This window comes from Desulfobotulus sp. (assembly GCF_034006065.1).
Taxonomy (GTDB): Bacteria; Desulfobacterota; Desulfobacteria; order Desulfobacterales; family ASO4-4; genus Desulfobotulus.
Map to the genome: position 1 here is coordinate 1 of NZ_JAVETM010000052.1, position 17,033 is coordinate 17,033.

General features: G+C 49.7%; 14 protein-coding genes. All 14 read left to right on the forward strand.

Going from position 1 to position 17,033, the window contains the following annotated elements; translation table 11 throughout:
• On the forward strand, nt 1-321 hold a 321-nt coding region (locus RBR60_RS14435), incomplete at its 5' end, for a PD-(D/E)XK nuclease domain-containing protein (protein WP_320358036.1).
• A gap of 279 nt (nt 322-600) precedes the next feature.
• Complete coding sequence (pseB, locus tag RBR60_RS14440; protein WP_320358038.1) at nt 601-1,602, forward strand: UDP-N-acetylglucosamine 4,6-dehydratase (inverting); 1,002 nt, start codon at nt 601-603, stop codon at nt 1,600-1,602.
• Between the two features lie 67 nt (nt 1,603-1,669).
• On the forward strand, nt 1,670-2,374 hold the full coding sequence (pseF, locus tag RBR60_RS14445; RefSeq protein WP_320358040.1) for a pseudaminic acid cytidylyltransferase: 705 nt from the start codon (nt 1,670-1,672) through the stop codon (nt 2,372-2,374).
• 38 nt (nt 2,375-2,412) lie between these two features.
• Nucleotides 2,413-3,042: a pseudaminic acid biosynthesis-associated methylase gene (locus RBR60_RS14450; protein ID WP_320358042.1), complete on the forward strand. Its 630-nt coding sequence runs from the start codon at nt 2,413-2,415 to the stop codon at nt 3,040-3,042.
• Between the two features lie 27 nt (nt 3,043-3,069).
• Nucleotides 3,070-4,065, forward strand: coding sequence for a hypothetical protein (locus tag RBR60_RS14455; RefSeq protein ID WP_320358044.1), 996 nt, complete (start codon nt 3,070-3,072; stop codon nt 4,063-4,065).
• 36 nt (nt 4,066-4,101) lie between these two features.
• A complete protein-coding gene (locus RBR60_RS14460) occupies nt 4,102-5,091 on the forward strand; it encodes a radical SAM protein (protein WP_320358046.1) in 990 nt (329 codons plus the stop codon).
• Complete coding sequence (locus tag RBR60_RS14465) at nt 5,069-5,755, forward strand: class I SAM-dependent methyltransferase (RefSeq protein WP_320358048.1); 687 nt, start codon at nt 5,069-5,071, stop codon at nt 5,753-5,755. The genes RBR60_RS14460 and RBR60_RS14465 overlap by 23 nt, the downstream gene beginning before the upstream one ends.
• Before the next feature lie 118 nt (nt 5,756-5,873).
• Nucleotides 5,874-6,977 (forward strand): UDP-2,4-diacetamido-2,4,6-trideoxy-beta-L-altropyranose hydrolase, encoded by a 1,104-nt coding sequence (gene pseG, locus RBR60_RS14470; RefSeq protein WP_320358050.1) that lies wholly within the window; start codon nt 5,874-5,876, stop codon nt 6,975-6,977.
• Nucleotides 6,974-7,579, forward strand: a complete 606-nt coding sequence (locus tag RBR60_RS14475; protein ID WP_320358052.1) for a formyltransferase family protein — start codon at nt 6,974-6,976, stop codon at nt 7,577-7,579. The genes pseG and RBR60_RS14475 overlap by 4 nt, the downstream gene beginning before the upstream one ends.
• Nucleotides 7,576-7,743, forward strand: a complete 168-nt coding sequence (locus RBR60_RS14480; protein ID WP_320358054.1) for a hypothetical protein — start codon at nt 7,576-7,578, stop codon at nt 7,741-7,743. Before RBR60_RS14475 ends, RBR60_RS14480 begins: the two co-directional genes overlap by 4 nt.
• Nucleotides 7,744-7,774: 31 nt before the next feature.
• A complete protein-coding gene (locus RBR60_RS14485; protein ID WP_320358056.1) occupies nt 7,775-8,695 on the forward strand; it encodes a hypothetical protein in 921 nt (306 codons plus the stop codon).
• Between the two features lie 118 nt (nt 8,696-8,813).
• Nucleotides 8,814-9,869 (forward strand): pseudaminic acid synthase, encoded by a 1,056-nt coding sequence (gene pseI, locus RBR60_RS14490; protein ID WP_320358058.1) that lies wholly within the window; start codon nt 8,814-8,816, stop codon nt 9,867-9,869.
• A 20-nt stretch (nt 9,870-9,889) separates the two neighbouring features.
• Nucleotides 9,890-13,240 (forward strand): 6-hydroxymethylpterin diphosphokinase MptE-like protein, encoded by a 3,351-nt coding sequence (locus RBR60_RS14495; RefSeq protein WP_320358060.1) that lies wholly within the window; start codon nt 9,890-9,892, stop codon nt 13,238-13,240.
• Between the two features lie 175 nt (nt 13,241-13,415).
• Nucleotides 13,416-17,030 (forward strand): flagellin hook IN motif-containing protein, encoded by a 3,615-nt coding sequence (locus RBR60_RS14500; protein ID WP_320358062.1) that lies wholly within the window; start codon nt 13,416-13,418, stop codon nt 17,028-17,030.
• Nucleotides 17,031-17,033: the final 3 nt, after the last annotated feature.

Sequence of the window (17,033 nt, forward strand, 5' to 3'; positions counted from 1 at the left end):
AAAAACCAGATGGCGGGCTATGAAGGTTACTACGCCAGCATCTTTTACTGCTACTTTGCCGCTTCCGGATTTCAAGTGAAAGCAGAAGACGCCACAAACCTGGGCCGCATGGACATGAGTGTCTTTTACGGAAATGCCGTATATATCTTTGAGTTCAAGGTAATTGAAAACAGTGCCGAAGAAAGAGCCATGGAACAGCTTTTAAAAAAACAGTACCACCAGAAATACGAAAAGCCCGGAACCACCCTTTTCCTCATTGCCGTGGAGTTTTCAAAGGAAGATCGCAATATCAGAAATTTTGAGTTAAAATGCCTCCCATAAAGGAAAAAGCGCCCCCCATACCGGAATCCGCTTCCCTGCATCAGGGAAAGACATGGGCCTTTTGAAAAATCTCATCCTTTCCAGGATCGACCGCAGAGAAAGGCTGCCTGCCTATCTGGATCTCATGAAAAAAGTACTGATAAAAAGCAGGGCATAAAATCCGGCCGTGCTTACCCAAAGACTCCGCAACCCGTTTCCCGAGGACTTTTTTGCCCCAAAGGCCACCATGGCCCCTGTTTTGCATAAAACCCCATCAACCACTCACCAGGGAGGGCAGCCATGTTCGATCAAAAATCCATTCTCATCACAGGCGGCACAGGATCCTTTGGAAGGCAATATACCAAAACCCTTCTTTCCCGCTATCAGCCCAGCCGAGTTGCCATCTATTCCAGAGATGAACTCAAACAGTATGAAATGGCACAGGAATTTGATGATCCCTGCATGCGCTACTTCATCGGTGACGTGCGAGACAAGGAGCGTCTCACCGTCGCCATGCGAGGGGTGGATATTGTGATCCATGCCGCAGCTCTCAAACAAGTGCCTGCTGCGGAATACAATCCCATGGAATGCATCAAGACCAATATCTACGGTGCCCAAAACGTCATCCAGGCGGCTTTTGCCAATAATGTCGCCAAGGTGATCGCCCTCTCCACGGACAAGGCCGCCAACCCCATCAATTTATATGGGGCCACCAAACTGGCCTCAGACAAGCTCTTTGTGGCCGCCAACAATATGGCGGGTAGTCATAAAACCCACTTCTCCGTGGTGCGCTACGGCAATGTGGTGGGCTCCAGAGGATCGGTGGTGCCTTTTTTCAAAAAACTCATTGCGGAAGGAAGCAACCACCTTCCCATCACCGATCCCCGCATGACCCGCTTCTGGATCACCCTGCAGCAGGGGGTTGATTTTGTTTTGAAGAATTTTGAACGCATGCGCGGAGGAGAAATCTTTGTGCCCAAAATCCCCTCCGTGCGCATCACGGATCTGGCAAGGGCCATGGCCCCGGATCTGGAACAGCGGATCATCGGCATCCGCCCCGGAGAAAAGCTCCATGAGACCATGTGCCCTGCGGACGACTCCCACCTTACCCTGGAGTTTCATGATCATTATGTCATCAAACCCACCATCATCTTCTGCAACCGCAACAACATGTTTGACGTGAATCTCCTGCGGGAGGAAGGCAAACCCGTGGAGGAAGGTTTTGCCTACAACTCAGGCACCAACCCGCACTTTCTTTCCGTGAAGGAAATACAGGAATTCAACCATCTGGCGGGAATATGAACTCTCAGAAAAGATCCTGAAAAAACCTGCTTTCTACAAATAAGAACCCAAATATTATAGAGAATCCATGAGCATAGCCATCATCCCAGCCAGAGGTGGGAGCAAGCGTATCCCCGGTAAAAATATCCGCTTTTTTGCGGGAAAGCCCATGATTGCCTACAGCATTGAAGCAGCTATACATTCAGGACTTTTCGATCGTATTATCGTTTCAACCGACTCCCCCGAAATTGCATCAATCGCCCTGGAATACGACGCTGAAATCCCATTTTTCCGCCCCCCTGAACTTGCCGATGATCATACACCCACAGCGCCAGTTCTGCTTCATTGTCTTCAATACATTGAAAAAACATATGAATTACCAGAGTATGCCTGCTGTATATATGCCACAGCCCCTCTCATTCAGCCCCGCTTCATTAAAAAAGGCTATGAGACCATTATAACGCGCAAAGTCTCTTCCGTGTTTTCCGTCACAAGCTACGCAGCTTCTATTTTCCGTGCTCTCCGAATAACAAAAGATGGGCATCTTGCCATGTTCTGGCCGGAGCATGAACTGACCCGCTCCAACGATCTTCCCGAAGTTTTTCATGATGCAGGGCAATTTTACTGGTTTAACTGCAGAAAATTCATGGAACGTCCGAAACTATATACAGACGATGCCCTACCGGTAATCCTGCCCCGGCATCTAGTACAGGATATTGATACGGAAGAAGACTGGCAACGGGCGGAATATCTTTACAAGGCCCTGCAAATGGAACAGAAACAGGAAGAATAAACCTATCAGACCTCCCAACAATGCAGACAGGAAAGCCAATGACCCATAAAACATATCAGACGGAACAGGAAGATTTCTGGGCTGGTTCCTTTGGCACAGAATATATTGAAAGAAACCGGACCCCCCAGCTTCTTGCTTCCAACCTCCACCTTTTCTCTAAAATTATTGGTTCTACAAAAGGTGTAAACAGCTTTTTAGAAATCGGTGCCAACATCGGCCTCAATATTGACGCCATCAACCTGCTCTGCCCCGGGAAAAGAACTTCCGCACTTGAACTCAACGAAAACGCCTTCCGCACCCTGCAAAACAAGTGTACAGGCACAGCACACCACGGGTCTATTCTGGATCTGAATGCGGCAGAGCTCCCGAAATTTGATTTTGTTTTTACCAAGGGTGTGCTCATACACATCCATCCGGACAAACTGCCTCTGGTTTATGAAAAACTCTTTACCCTTTCTTCTCAATATATCTGCATTATTGAGTATTATAACCCAACTCCCGTTTCTGTTGACTACAGGGGTTTCCGGAACAAACTTTTCAAAAGAGATTTCGCAGGAGAAATGCTCACAGCCTATCCATCCGCCACTCTGGTTGACTATGGCTTCCAGTACCACAGAGACCCTGCCTTCCCACAGGACGATCTGAGCTGGTTCCTGCTTGAAAAATAACAGCTACAATTTTGTAAGGGGGGCTTCATGCAGATCTGTAAAAAATGCAACATGCCGGACACAAGGCCGGGAAGTGTTTTTGAAGAAGGGGTATGTCTTGCCTGCCGCAATTACGAAAACAGACAACACATTGATTTTGAAGAAAGGGAAGCCCTGCTTGCAAAAATCTGCAAGGAAAGAATCGCCGAGGGAGATGAATATGACTGCGTCTGCGCCGTATCCGGCGGCAAGGACAGCACCTATATCGTAGCCACCCTCACCGGCCTTGGCATGAAGCCCCTTCTGGTGACCGTAGCCGATGAGTTCACTAAAACCCAGGCCGGAAAACACAACCTCAACAACCTTTCCGAACGCTTTCACTTAGATCACCTCCTTGTGCGCTTCTCTCCCAAGGAATTCCGGGAAAACACCCTGCGGGACTTTGAAAAAGAGCTGAATCCATTAAAGTGGATTGAAGAAAAACTATATGAAGCCCCTTTCTCCATAGCCAAAAAATTCAAAATACCCCTTGTTTTTTTTGGAGAAAACAGTGGCTATGAATATGGATCGGACAATGCACTGAGCCTGACCCATCCGCTGAGCGATGCGGAAACCACTGTTTACTACTTTTTTGCATTTCAGGCCTACAATGAAATCGAAGTGATGAAAAAGTCCAAAGAGCTGGGCTTTAAGGATCTTGACTATTTTGGTGAGTGGTATCGACAGGGGAATATTGAAAATTTTACCCAAATTGACAGCATGGGCTACATTGCACACATATGGACAAAATTTCCAAAATTTGGATTCCAGCGTGTATCGGACATGACAAGCAGAATGGTAAGAAAGGGGCTGCTGACAAAAGAGCTGGCTGATCTGTTAATCCGGGAGCGTGACTATGTCCTTGATCCCTTTGCCAAGCGAGATTTTTGCAGCACAATCGGAATAACCGAAAGCTATTTTGACAAAATTGTCGATCTCCACGCCAACCGAAGCATCCTTGTCAAAGATGCCAATGGCTGCTGGAGAAGAAACGACCTGATCTAATCTCCTTTCTTCCCAGGAAAAAGGATTGCGTTTATCATGGATAACTTCATCCGCCCCTTTCCAAGGGTCATCCGTATCGAACCGGCCAGTACCTGCAATCTGCGATGTTCCCACTGTCCCACGGGAACCGTTGCCATACAGCGGGGCATCATGTCCTGGGAAACCTTTATCCTGATCCTTAATAATATCCAAAAAAACCGCCATGCCGTTCAGGTGGCGGTTCTCTACCATGGCGGCGAGCCCCTCCTGAATCCCCACTTTGCTGCCATGGTGGAAAAGGTAAAAGCCCTGGGCATTCCTCTGGTCAAAACCGTTTCCAATGGCATGCTGCTCACCCCGGAAATTTCAGAAGCCCTCATGGATGCGGGTCTCGATGAAATGGAAATCTCCCTTGACGGCATCACCCCTGAGACCAGTATGCGGGTTCGCCGCGGAAGCGACTACACTCGAACCATCACCAACATCAAAGCCCTTATTGACCTGAAAAAAAACAAGGGAACCCATCTCCCCAAGCTTTCCATATCCAACACGCAGTTCCCGAAAAATGAGAGAGATCTTATTTCTGAAGAACCCTCACCTGCCCAGTATCTAATCGAAGAATTTTCTGAGTACCCCGAAGGGACCGTACACTTCAAGGCTAACTGGGCAATGCACTGGCCCGAGATAAAAATCGACCCCGATCTTTATAGAATCTTCATTCAAACCCCACCTTCACCGCCTGTGAACTACTGCGACAATATAGAAAACACCCTCACAGTACGTTGGAACGGTGACATAGTACCCTGCTGCTATGATCTCACCAGTCTCGAAATCCTTGGTAATATTCACCATGATACATTGGAAAACATATGGAACAATAAATTATATATCTCCTTGAGAAAAAGTATTCAGACCATGTGTTTTAAGGATTTATGCCGAAACTGTGGCACTGTAAATAGCAAGAAATTTTTATCCGAGACCCGCATCGCGGGTCAAAACACAACGATAACGAAAAGGAATCAAAATGAGCTACCTAAAAAGCAATAAGGACTATTACGAAAAAGGTTACCATGCCACAAATGTGGATCATCCCATTTTTCGTTTTCATGGACGTATCTTAAAACATGACTTCCAGTTTGGTAATAATTTTGAAAAAGCACTCGATTTCGGCTGCGGACAAGGGGCTGCTGTCAACTTTTTTGCTCAACACGGCTTTAATGCGCACGGCGTAGATATCAGTGAAACCGACATCACCATAGCCAAACTCCGATACCCCCACATTGCAAACAGATTTACTGTCTGCCATGCATCGCCCAGCGAAAATGACCACTATGGATTCAAAGACAATATTTCTGTAGTAACAGCTATTCAGTCTTTGTATCTCCTTTCAGACACGGACTTCGAAATATGTATCAATAAAATATATAACTCCATGCATTCTGGAGCCATATTTTTTGCCACAATGATGGGAGAAAACAGCAAGGAGTTTTTTGATAACTCCACACCTTTCAAGGATGGCCTGCGTATTGTCAACTATAAAAATCATAGAATCGAGGTAAAAAACTACTACATGTCTTTTATAAAAGACGAACAACACCTGAAGGAGAAATTTCATCTCTTTACCCCTCTGCATACAGGATACTACGCCGCAAAATATACAAACGATGAAGGGGATGCATTTCACTACACTTTTTGCGGTTTAAAACCTTAACAGCGGAGACAAAACCCTATAACCTCAAAGATATAAACTGCAAAAAATGGCGCATTGTCATATGCGCCATCCAGGTATCAGAGCATGAGGAACCAAGGTTCATATACGGGAAAAACGAATGGCTATTTTTTTCAGGACAGACTCGTCAATATTAATAGGTACCGGACACCTTATGCGCTGCCTGACCCTGGCCAAGGCCCTCCAAGCCAGAGGTGCGGACTGCCATTTTCTCTGCAAGGACATCCCCGGTCATTCCATGGAAAAAGTCAGAAGCCATGGTTTTCCGGTATTCTCCCTTGCTCCCGGAAAAGAAAACCCGGATCCGGGGGATCCCGTCCATGCACACTGGCTTGAAGGATCATGGAAAGAAGACGCGGCCCAAAGCCTTTCTTTTATCAAACACAGACAACCAGACTGGATAGTTGTGGATCATTACGGCCTCGACATCCGCTGGGAAAAAGAAATCCGGCCCTGTACGGGAAAAATTTTTGTTCTGGATGATCTGGCGGACAGATGCCACGACTGTGACATCCTTCTCGATTCCGGCAGAGAACCGGAAAGTCTCGATTATAAAGACCTGGTTCCTCCCCATTGCATCCAGCTCCTGGGTACAGACCATCTCCTTCTGCGGGAAGAATTTATCCGGATGCGGCCGGAAAGCCTGAAAAAACGTAAAACCCCCGCTCTCCGCCGCATTCTCATCACCATGGGTGGTATGGATACCGCCAACCTCACAGGACGCGTTCTAAAGAAGCTCCAATCCTTCCCCTTCATCAAAGAACTGGAAGTGGATCTTGTTCTGGGAGGCAAGGCCCCTCATATGGAAGCCGTCCGACAAGAACTCGTTTCTTTTCCCTGCCCCGTACAGATGCACATCGACACCCCGTCCATGGCCAAACTCATGGCCAAAAGCGATCTGGCCATCGGTGCTCCGGGCAGCACGGCCTGGGAATTCTGCTGCATGGGGCTCCCTTCCTTCCTCTTCCTCCTTGCGGAAAATCAGAAAACCATAGCCAAGCACCTGAAACGGCATGAAGCGGCATGGATTTTTGAAAACATAGAAGAAGGCCTGACCGAACTCCCCTTACTCCTTGAAAAAATCAAAAAAAATCCTTTATCGCTGCAGGAAATATCAGTGAAAAGCCAATACCTCACCGATGGAAAAGGGACGAACAGGGTTGTCCGGCATTTTTTTGCCGACCCCCATAGGGGCACAAAATGACTCCCTCTCCCGAAAACATTCTTTTTCTAGGCCCTCCGGATTCTCCTCTTATCCTCTGGCTTGAGAATCAGGGAGAAAACGTCATCTCAACCACAGAAAAAATCGATACCTCTCTCATTTTAAATAAGCATATTGATTTCCTGATTTCCTACGGATACCGTCATATCCTTAAAAAAAACATCCTGGATCTTCTGCCTGATAAAGCCATCAACCTTCATATTTCCTTACTGCCCTGGAACAGAGGGGCAGATCCCAATTTCTGGAGCTTTGCAGAAAAAACCCCCAAAGGCGTTTCCATTCACCTGCTTGATCCAGGGCTTGATACGGGAGATATTCTTCTTCAAAAAGAAGTCTTCTTTGATTCCCGGAAAGAAACCCTTGCCTCTAGCTATGAAAAACTCCACCATGAAATCCAAAGGCTTTTCATGGAAAACTGGCTTAAAATCAAAACAGGTCAGATCAAAGGCCAGAAGCAGCAGGGACAGGGAAGTTTTCACAGACTCATCGACAAAGAGTCCCTTTTCCACCGTCTTCCTCAAGGCTGGGAGACCTCTGCATCTATTGTTGAAAGTCTCTACTCCCATGAAAGGAAAGGCCCATGACCCCTCCATCCATCAGCATACAGGGCAGACGCATCGCCTCCGATACGCCTCCCTATATCGTTGCCGAACTTTCCGCCAACCACAACGGCAGCCTGGCACCACGGGAAATCCCATCCGCTTTACTGTTTTCCATTTTCACACCACGATGCTTCAGTGGCCCATAATCTTTAAATATTTTTCAGAAAGAGGCAGGCATTGGAAAACAAAAACACCAATCCAAACGATTATGACAGCCCCTGGAAAGAGGCTGTGGAAAGGTACTTTAAGGAGTTTTCCGCTCTTCTCTTTCCCCATGTCCATGATGAAATTGACTGGACTCAAAAACCCGTATTCATAGACAAAGAGCTTCAGAAACTTGTCTGGAATTCAGAAACCGGAAGACGGTACGCGGATAAACTGGTCAAGGTTCGTACAAAGAGAAATAAGGAAATCCGGGTCATCATTCATATTGAAGTGCAAGGGGAGCCTGAAGAGGTCTTTTCCGAGCGCATGTTCATCTACTATATCAGCATCTTCAGACATCACAGAACCGATGTGGTCAGCCTTGGCGTGCTTACGGACAACAAAAAAAGCTTCAGGCCGGATTCCTATTCCAGGGCTTTGTGGGGATGCAAACTTGACTTCTGCTTTCCCATTGCAAAACTTCAAGACTGGGAAGATAAATGGGATGTGCTTGAAAACAGTGACAATGTTTTCGCTCTGGTGGTCATGGCCCAGATAAAGGCCAAAACCAGCCGCACCGCGGATGAACTGAAAGCCTGGAAATTTCATCTTGTGAGACTCATGTATGAACGCAGCTACGACAGGGAAGGCATACAGGAACTGTTCCGCTACATCGACTGGATGATCCGCCTGCCCGTTGATCTGGAAAGACAGTTCCTTGAGGACGTTTACCGCATGGAGGAGGAAAAAGAGATGCCATACATCACAAGTGCAGAACGGTTTGGTATGTATAATGAAAAAATTCAGACTATCATGCGTTTTTCAAAACTGAACCTTAAACCTGAAGATATTGCAGCAGGTGTCGGACTCACCCCTGAAAAAGTAAGGGCTATCCTTGAGGCAAAGGAAAAAGGGCTGGATATTTTGATGAATGAGGATACAGCCAAACAGTAACCCTTTGTTTGCAAAATGCAAAAATCCCCCTTTTTCCCATTTGTGTCATGACCTTTGTTGCAGGGGCAGGCTCCCATACCTGCCCCGATGGCTTTTTGCATGAAAGGAGTCAGCAGGAATGAGCGTCCCCTCCATATCCATCCACAAGCGCCGGATCTCCTCCCTTGATCCCCCCTATATCGTTGCCGAACTTTCCGCCAACCACAACGGCAGCCTGGAAAGGGCGATCACCATTCTGGAAACCGCCAAAAAATGCGGCGCGGATGCGGTGAAACTCCAGACCTATACGCCAGAAACCCTCACCCTCAACTGCGACAGCGAAGACTTTCAGATTAAAGGCGGCCTCTGGGACGGAAAAACCCTGTATGAACTTTACCAGTGGGCCCACATGCCCTGGGACTGGCACGTTCCCCTCTTTAACCGGGCAAGGGAGCTGGACATCACCATTTTCAGCACCCCCTTTGACAGAACCGCCGTGGATCTTCTGGAAGATTTAAACGCTCCGGCCTATAAAATCGCTTCCTTTGAGGCCGTGGATCTTGCCCTGATCCGCTATGCCGCTTCCACCAAAAAGCCCATGATCCTTTCCACGGGCATGGCAGACATGGAGGAAATCGCAGAAGCCGTTCAGGCCGCAGAAGACGGCGGCTGCACGGAACTTGCCCTTCTGCACTGTGTCAGCGGCTACCCGGCACCTCCCGAAGATTACAACCTGAAAACCCTCCCTGACATGATGACCCGCTTCGGCAAAGTAACCGGGCTTTCCGATCACACCCTGGACAACGCAACGGCCATTGCCAGCGTGGCCTTAGGCGCTGCCATCATCGAAAAGCATTTCACCCTCGACAGAAAGGGCGGAGGCCCGGACGACAGTTTTTCCCTGGAGCCTCCCCAGCTCGAAGCCCTCTGCCGGGACGCCAGAACCGTCTGGCAGGCCTTAGGCCAGGTGGATTACGGCCGAAAATCCAGTGAACGGGCCAATGTGCTCTTCCGCAGATCCCTTTATTATATAAAGGATATGGAGGCCGGAGACATCCTTGATGAAGAGAATGTCAGGAGCATCCGTCCGGGCTACGGCCTTGCGCCAAAGCACCTCGATGCACTTCTCGGCAAAAAACTGAAAAAATCCGTACGCAGGGGAACGCCCGCAGCCTGGGAAGACATTGACATCTGACATCCAACGGGAGGTTTTCCGTGACATCTTTTTTTGCATCCAACATGGCCCTGGTGGAAAACCGCCACCCCCACCTGCTTTCTCATTTAAAGGGCCTCAGCCCCCTTCCCGTAGATCCGGAGCATCCTGACAATTTCAAGTTCAGGGGAATGTGGCTCCATGATATGGAAAAGCCCGGTGCAGAATGCCAGAACCACTTTACCATTATCCCGGAAAATCGCCCCGGTACCGTTATCACAACAGGCATGGGGCTGGGACACGGGATCTGCGATCTTGTCCAGCAACGCCCCCATATATCCCATTTTTTTATTTTTGAACTTTATCCGGAAATTTTTCTCCAGGCCCTTCACCAAAAAGACCTGAGATCCTTACTTTCTGATTTTCGGGTGCATATCCACCTTGGAATGCCGGAACACATCCGGACAATCCTCACTCCAGCCATCAGAACCCTCCGCCTTGAAAATGCCTACTCCCTTCTCCACCTTCCTTCCTTTCAGATGGATACGGATGGCTATGAAACCCTGAGAAAAGAAATATTTGATGAAATCAACAACCTGAACGTCAGCGGCGCTACACTGATGCAGTATGGGGAAATCTTCTTTCAGAACAGAATGAATGTACTACCCCTTTTCCAGCGGCATCATCTTCTGGAAGAACTGGCAGGTGCCTTTCACAATATTCCCGCCATCCTCGTGGCCGGTGGTCCTTCCCTGAATCATGACCTTGATGTGCTCCACCAATGCCATGGCAAATGTATTCTCTTTGCTGTAGATACCGTACTGCCTGTCCTGGCGGCAAGGGGTATCGTACCCGACTTTGTCAGCTCGCTGGACTATGACCGTATCACCTATGAAAAATTTGCCGACACGGCAAAAGATCTGAAAAACAAGGTCAACCTCATTGCCATGCCCTTTCTCTGCACCAAAATCCCCAAAGTATTTCCTTTTAAGGAAATTTACTGGGCCTTCATGTCTGCCAAACTTGAAAAATGGTTCAACCAGCTCATTGGGGGAAGCATGGAAAACGGCGGTGCTGGTACCGTTGCCCACATGAATCTCATTGCCGCCATCACCCTCGGCTGTTCCCCCATCACGCTGGTGGGGCAGGATCTTGCATATACCGATGAAAGCAGCAGCCATGCGGGCAATGTGGCCATCGCCGATAAAAAAGGGATGAAAAATACCCTTGCTTCCGGAGAGAGCTTAGTCGTTCCCACCAATAACGGCGGCAAAGCCCTGACCAGCAGAGGCTATTACAGCTACATCACCACCTTTGAGTCCATGATCAAAGCCAATCCGGGAAATTACATCAATGCCACCATTCCGGGTGCCGTCATTGAAGGTACGGAGGTTATGCCCCTGGAACAGGTGCTCCATACCTTCTGCACGAAACAACTGGCCACAGATGAGATCATGGAAAAAAAACTGGCAGCCTCTTTCTGGCAACGGAACTTCAGAAAGACAGAAAAAACCCTGACAAATCAGCTCCGCAACGTCCGAAAACTCCTTGGCATTGTAAAAAAAGGACTGGATGATGGCCTGAAAGCATCACAGGATGTAAAAAAGCTTATAAAAGCCGGAAAAACCCATGCCAACCTGAACAGTCTTCCCGCATCCCTGCGCAGCCTCATTCTCAAGGTACATAAAACCAGCCAGCAGGCAGATAAAGACAAGGTCTGGTCTCTGCTGGAGGACCTCACTCTCCATGGCCTCAAGGTCAGCGAACGCATGCAGGCGGAAATTGACCGTCTGGCCCATACAGGCCCCTATCTTGAATGGCTGGACAAAAGCCTTGAAAGAATCAATGAAATCAGCAGAGTAAGATTCCACTGGCTTGGTTTTTTTGAAGAAAAAATCCATTCATCCCTTACGGAAATGGAGGGCGATCCCGTATATCACCCGGAAAAATACACCAGCCTGCCGGATGAAATCCGCTATTATCAAAACACAGGAAACCTCCGTTTTGCCTATAATCTTCTGGAAAGAATGAACGAAGAAGAAAAAAACAGCCCTGAGATTATCTTTCTGGAAGGACAGACGGCAGCCATTCATACGGATTATGAAAAAGCCCATACCTGCTTTTCATCCCTGAAGAATACACCGCAGGAGGCCAATGTTCACAGGTTCAGAGATGACTGGGCCAACGAGTATGCCGATCATGCCGAATGGACCTTGGCCCTCTCAGGCACATCTCCCACCCTGCGCATGCTGGGTAAAGGCCTTGCCATGGCACCGGATCACCCACGCCTTCAACAGCTGCTGACCCGAATTTTTCGCATGGATCTTGCCACAATGCGGCAAGGGACACAGGAAGGAAAGGAACTGCTCGAGGAATGGAGCCGCTGGCTTGAGGGAACCCCCGGAGCCACCAATTTTCTTCCGGATAAAGATCATGCCTTTTTCCTTGATCGATGTGCAGAAGCAGCAAAGGAAAACGGCTTTTTGCAAGAAGCCGTAAGGCTTGTGCAACTTGCAGCAGAGCGACATGATACGGCCATCCGCCGCATCCGTACCATGGAGTTTTTTTTTGAACTCGACGATTTTGAGGCAGGTCTTATCCAGCTTGAAAAGGCTGTCCGCCTGGATCCGGCAGCAGCGGTACACTGGGAGCAGGTGGGAGAGAAACTTGAGCAAAATGGTCATGAAACCATCGCCCTGGAGGCTTACCAGAAAGGTATGGAGGCGCTCCCTGAATATCCCCCCTTTTATCTCAGGGCAGGCCGCATCCTCCTGGTTCTCGGGCATATTGAAAAAGCAAGACTCTGCCTCGGGGAATACGGAAATCTTATGAAGGAAAAACCTGAAAGCATAACAAATTCCGCACTGGATGATGCAGAAATGTTTCTGCAGCGTGGAGAGCATGAAAATGCTCTCGCAATCCTTTTACCACTGCAAAGCCCCCACAATGAAAACGCCCGGTTCTGGCACCTCCTGGGAAACGCCTGCCAAAAGGCCGGGCATGCACAGGATGCCGAACACTGTTTCCGCAGGGCTGTTTTCCTACAGTCGGATTTTGCACAGGCCCATTACCACCTCGGCTTGCTTTTCCATGAAAATGGACACCCCGATGAGGCCGAAGAATCTTACAGAACTGCCCTGAAGCATAAACCCGATTTTGAACAGGCCCACACCAATCTCGGTGTTCTGGCCTTCCAGAAAAACAATCTTAAAAGTGCCGCAGATCATTTTGAAAAAGCCATCGACATCAACCCGATGGATGCCAACGCCCATTTCAATTATGCAAAGGTGATGGAATTGCTGGGTGAAAGACAAAAAGCCCTCCGCGCTTATAAGGTATGCACAGAAATAAACCCTCTGCACCCAAAAGCACAAAGCGCCAGAGAATACCTGCTACAGAATAAATCCATATGACTCAAATACCTTTTTTTAAAGTCCATCTGGCAAATACGCAGATGGCACCATTATTCCCTTCCTTGCCCTCTTTTAAAAAATAAACCTAAAGTAAAATCCCCTTACAGCCGAAAAGCCAGACAGATGACCAAACAACGGGCGCATGGACGCGCCCCTTTAGAACAAGGAGGGAACCATGGGACTTCGAATTAATACCAACGTCGCAGCACTGAACGCACACAAAAACCTCACACAGACAGACGGCAAAATCGGTTCCGCCCTGGAACGCCTTTCATCAGGCCTTCGCATCAACAAGGCTGCGGATGACGGCTCGGGCATGACCATTGCCGACTCCCTGAAATCCCAGGGCTTAGGCCTCGGCCAGGCCATCCGGAACGCCAATGACGGCATTAACATCGTTCAGACAGCGGATGCGGCCCTGGAAGAATCCATCAACATCGTTAACACCATCAAGCAGAAATCCATTCAGGCAGCCCAGGACGGGCAGACATCCGAATCCAGAACAGCCATTCAGGCAGACATCAGTAAGCTTCTCGAAAACCTGGATACCATCGCCAAAAACACCTCCTTTAACAACCAGAAACTCCTTTCCGGTGGTTTCACCAACAAACAATTCCAGGTAGGCGCTTACTCAGGAGAGACTGTCAACATTTCCATCGGCGCTTCCCAGTCCACAAAAATCGGACACACCACAGCCAGCACCCTTACCCTGAAGGACAATGCCCCCGGCACCGTAGATCTGGCCATCTACTCCAACACCCTGGACCAGACCTTCAACATGAACGCCATTGATGTGAAATACAACAACAGCAGGGAAAACGGTATGGGTGCCGTGGCGGACGCCATCAACTCACTCAGCCACATGCTCGGTATTTCCGCAACGGCCTTCGTATCCTCTACCACGGACCTGAGCGTAGCTGGCGGACGGACGGACAAAGATTTTTCCATCAATGGTACCAGGATTGGCGCAGTTGATGTACAAAACAGCGATGCCAACGGTGCGCTCGTAAAAGCCATCAACCAGAAAACCGCTGATCATGGTGTGTTTGCCTCTGTGAACACCGAAGGCAAGCTTACCCTCACATCCACAGACGGCCGGGCCATCAAGGTGGATACGGGTGGCGAAAATACGGAAGCCGTTCTCAGAAACACAGAAATGAGTACGGTAGGCAACATTCTGCTCACCCAGATGAGCTCTTCGGAAATCGTCATCAACAACGTGGGCGGCGGGGATGCCGTGGCCTTTGAAAAGAATATCCAGATTCAGGGCAACTCAGGCACCACCACCCAGGAATCCGTACTCAAGGAAGGCTCCGTTCTCGCAAGAAACAGTGAGCTGGCCGCAGGCTTCACCACAGGGCAAACTCTCTCCGGTACAGACATCAAAAACACCAGCATCAGCACCAGTAAAGACAGCCTCCTGAAAGAAGGCTCCGTTATTGTGGCCAACTCCGTGCTGGGCGCAGGGTCCACCATCGGCGGTCAGGTAAGAATCAGTGAAACCCAGGCCACCACAGAGGCCAGCACCCTCACCAAAGACTCCGTCATCAAGACGGATTCCGAGATTGCGGCCAACTCCACACTGGGCGGCAGGGCCACCGTAAAAACCGAAACCGAAAGCACCAACGGCGACTCCCTTCTTACCCAGGGTTCCCGCCTGGCATCGGGTACCATCATTGCGGCAGACTCCACCCTCGGCGGCAAGGTCACCACCACCGGCGATACGGGCTATACCAGCAAAGAGGCCAATATCACTGCAGGGTCCACACTGGCGAGCGGGTCGGTGATCGGAAAGAATACCGTTCTGGGAGGTGAGGTAACGGTTGGAAGCGCATCCAGCCAGACCACCCAGGACAGCCTCATCACAGCCGGAAGTAAACTGGGCGTTGGTTCAGTTATTGCCGCAGACAGCACATTGGGCGGAGAAGTAACTCTGGGTGCTGACACCAATGCCATTGGGGACAAGGAAGGTCTCCTCAAAAACGGCTCAACCGTTAAGGAGGGGTCTCTCATTGCTGCAGGCTCTACTTTCGGAGGCGAAGGAAAAGTTGCTGCCACCACATCCATGACAGAAGAAAGCACCATCGCCAGAAATTCCTCACTTACTGCAGGCACCGTGATTGGAGCCAATACGGTGCTGGGAGGAACAGCAGAAGTTTCTGGCAACACAGCCACAACTGAAAAAAGCTTAAACATCACCGGCACACTGGCTACAGGCTCAGTTTTGGCTTGGGATTCAGTGTTAGCCGTCGGCCAATCCATTGCAACAGGTGTTATGACTGGCATTGAACGTATTACAGGAGACGGCAGCCTCACCCTGCGCCAACTGGTGGAAGCCAATGGACAGACTGCTGCGGGTACAGCCTTTACTTTTGCAGCTGACACATCTGCTGCCTTTGATAATGGCGGTATTCTCGAACTGGGAATCGGATCAACCCTAGGTGCAGGTTCCTCCCTCAATGCAGGCTCCCAGATCGGTGCGAACATCACCCTCTCATCTGCCATGACCGTCAATAATGACATGGTACTCCAGAGTAACTCTGCGCTGGGAACCGGCAGTGACATCGCAAGGGGTTCCACACTATCAGTCAATGCAACCATTACAGGAGCGGATCTCACCCTTACTACAGATATGACCCTGACCATGGGATCCAAACTCACCACGGATAGCGTGCTCAAGGAAGGTTCACGGGTAGATACAAACATACAGGTTGCCGGTGCAACAGGCATGACTGTCAACACAACCATGACCCTCAATGCCGGTTCCACTGTTTCGGGAACGGGAGCGGATAACACAACCACCAAACTGGCAGCTGGATCCCGCTTGGATGCCGACATCACCCTCTCCTCCACTGTCGCTGCCACCATAAGTCATGACATGACCCTGCAAGCTGGCTCCATGCTGAAAGCAGATTCTGTCCTCAATACAGACAGTCGCATTGATCAGGCCCTTACCATCAAAGGAAGCACCACCACCGTTCTTGAAAAGAACATGACCCTCAAAGGTGATTCAAAGATAGCCGCCAGCTCCCGCCTTGAGGCAGGCTCCAATGTGGGTGCCAAAATCACCCTGCAAGAAGACATGCGTCTGGATCAGGATATGACAGCCAATGCAGGGTCTCTCTTTAAAAACGACACCCGCCTTGCTACAGGCTCTGTGATCGGTGCGGATGTATCCACCCGCAACGATATGACCCTTACCCAGGATGCAGCCATCAAGGAAGGCTCCACCCTGGTCACCAGCAATGCCTTCAAAGCCACAGCAGGCTCCACCATCGGCGGCCGGGCAGATCTGGCCAATGACCTTGCCATCACCGCAGACTTCACCCTTGCCAAGGGCTCTGTGATGGCAGACAACACGACGCTTGCCAACGGCTCCACCATCGGTGGCACCATCACCCTGAGAAATGATGAAACCGTATCCAGAGAAGCGGATCTTCTCGTGGCAGCAGGTAGTACTCTCAAGGCCGGATCTTCCCTTGGCGCCAACACCCTGCTCACCATGGATGTGACCGATTCGAAGGGCAACCGCCACACCGCAGGCACCGTACTCGGCGAAGCCATCACCCTGAAAGAAGATCTCACCCTTCAGCAGGACATGACCCTGCAGGAAGGCTCCCAAATTAAGGCAGGCTCCACCCTGGCGGCAAACAACGCAAGCTCCGACGCTGCCACGGCCCAGCTGAGCGAAACGGAAATGCTGCGGCTCTCTGAGGTGAATGTTCTTACCCAGGAAGGCGCCCAGAAGTCCATCGCCATTGCGGACGCAGCCCTGAAGGATCTGGACTAAATC

Bases quoted from the DNA above. Each gene is read 5' to 3' on its own strand.
- RBR60_RS14475 (WP_320358052.1), top strand. From the start codon at position 6,974: ATGACTCCCTCTCCCGAAAACATTCTTTTTCTAGGCCCTCCGGATTCT.
- RBR60_RS14465 (WP_320358048.1), top strand. From the start codon at position 5,069: ATGAGCTACCTAAAAAGCAATAAGGACTATTACGAAAAAGGTTACCAT.
- RBR60_RS14480 (WP_320358054.1), top strand. From the start codon at position 7,576: ATGACCCCTCCATCCATCAGCATACAGGGCAGACGCATCGCCTCCGAT.
- RBR60_RS14455 (WP_320358044.1), top strand. From the start codon at position 3,070: ATGCAGATCTGTAAAAAATGCAACATGCCGGACACAAGGCCGGGAAGT.
- RBR60_RS14460 (WP_320358046.1), top strand. From the start codon at position 4,102: ATGGATAACTTCATCCGCCCCTTTCCAAGGGTCATCCGTATCGAACCG.
- pseG (WP_320358050.1), top strand. From the start codon at position 5,874: ATGGCTATTTTTTTCAGGACAGACTCGTCAATATTAATAGGTACCGGA.
- pseI (WP_320358058.1), top strand. From the start codon at position 8,814: ATGAGCGTCCCCTCCATATCCATCCACAAGCGCCGGATCTCCTCCCTT.
- RBR60_RS14500 (WP_320358062.1), top strand. From the start codon at position 13,416: ATGGGACTTCGAATTAATACCAACGTCGCAGCACTGAACGCACACAAA.
- RBR60_RS14450 (WP_320358042.1), top strand. From the start codon at position 2,413: ATGACCCATAAAACATATCAGACGGAACAGGAAGATTTCTGGGCTGGT.
- pseB (WP_320358038.1), top strand. From the start codon at position 601: ATGTTCGATCAAAAATCCATTCTCATCACAGGCGGCACAGGATCCTTT.
- pseF (WP_320358040.1), top strand. From the start codon at position 1,670: ATGAGCATAGCCATCATCCCAGCCAGAGGTGGGAGCAAGCGTATCCCC.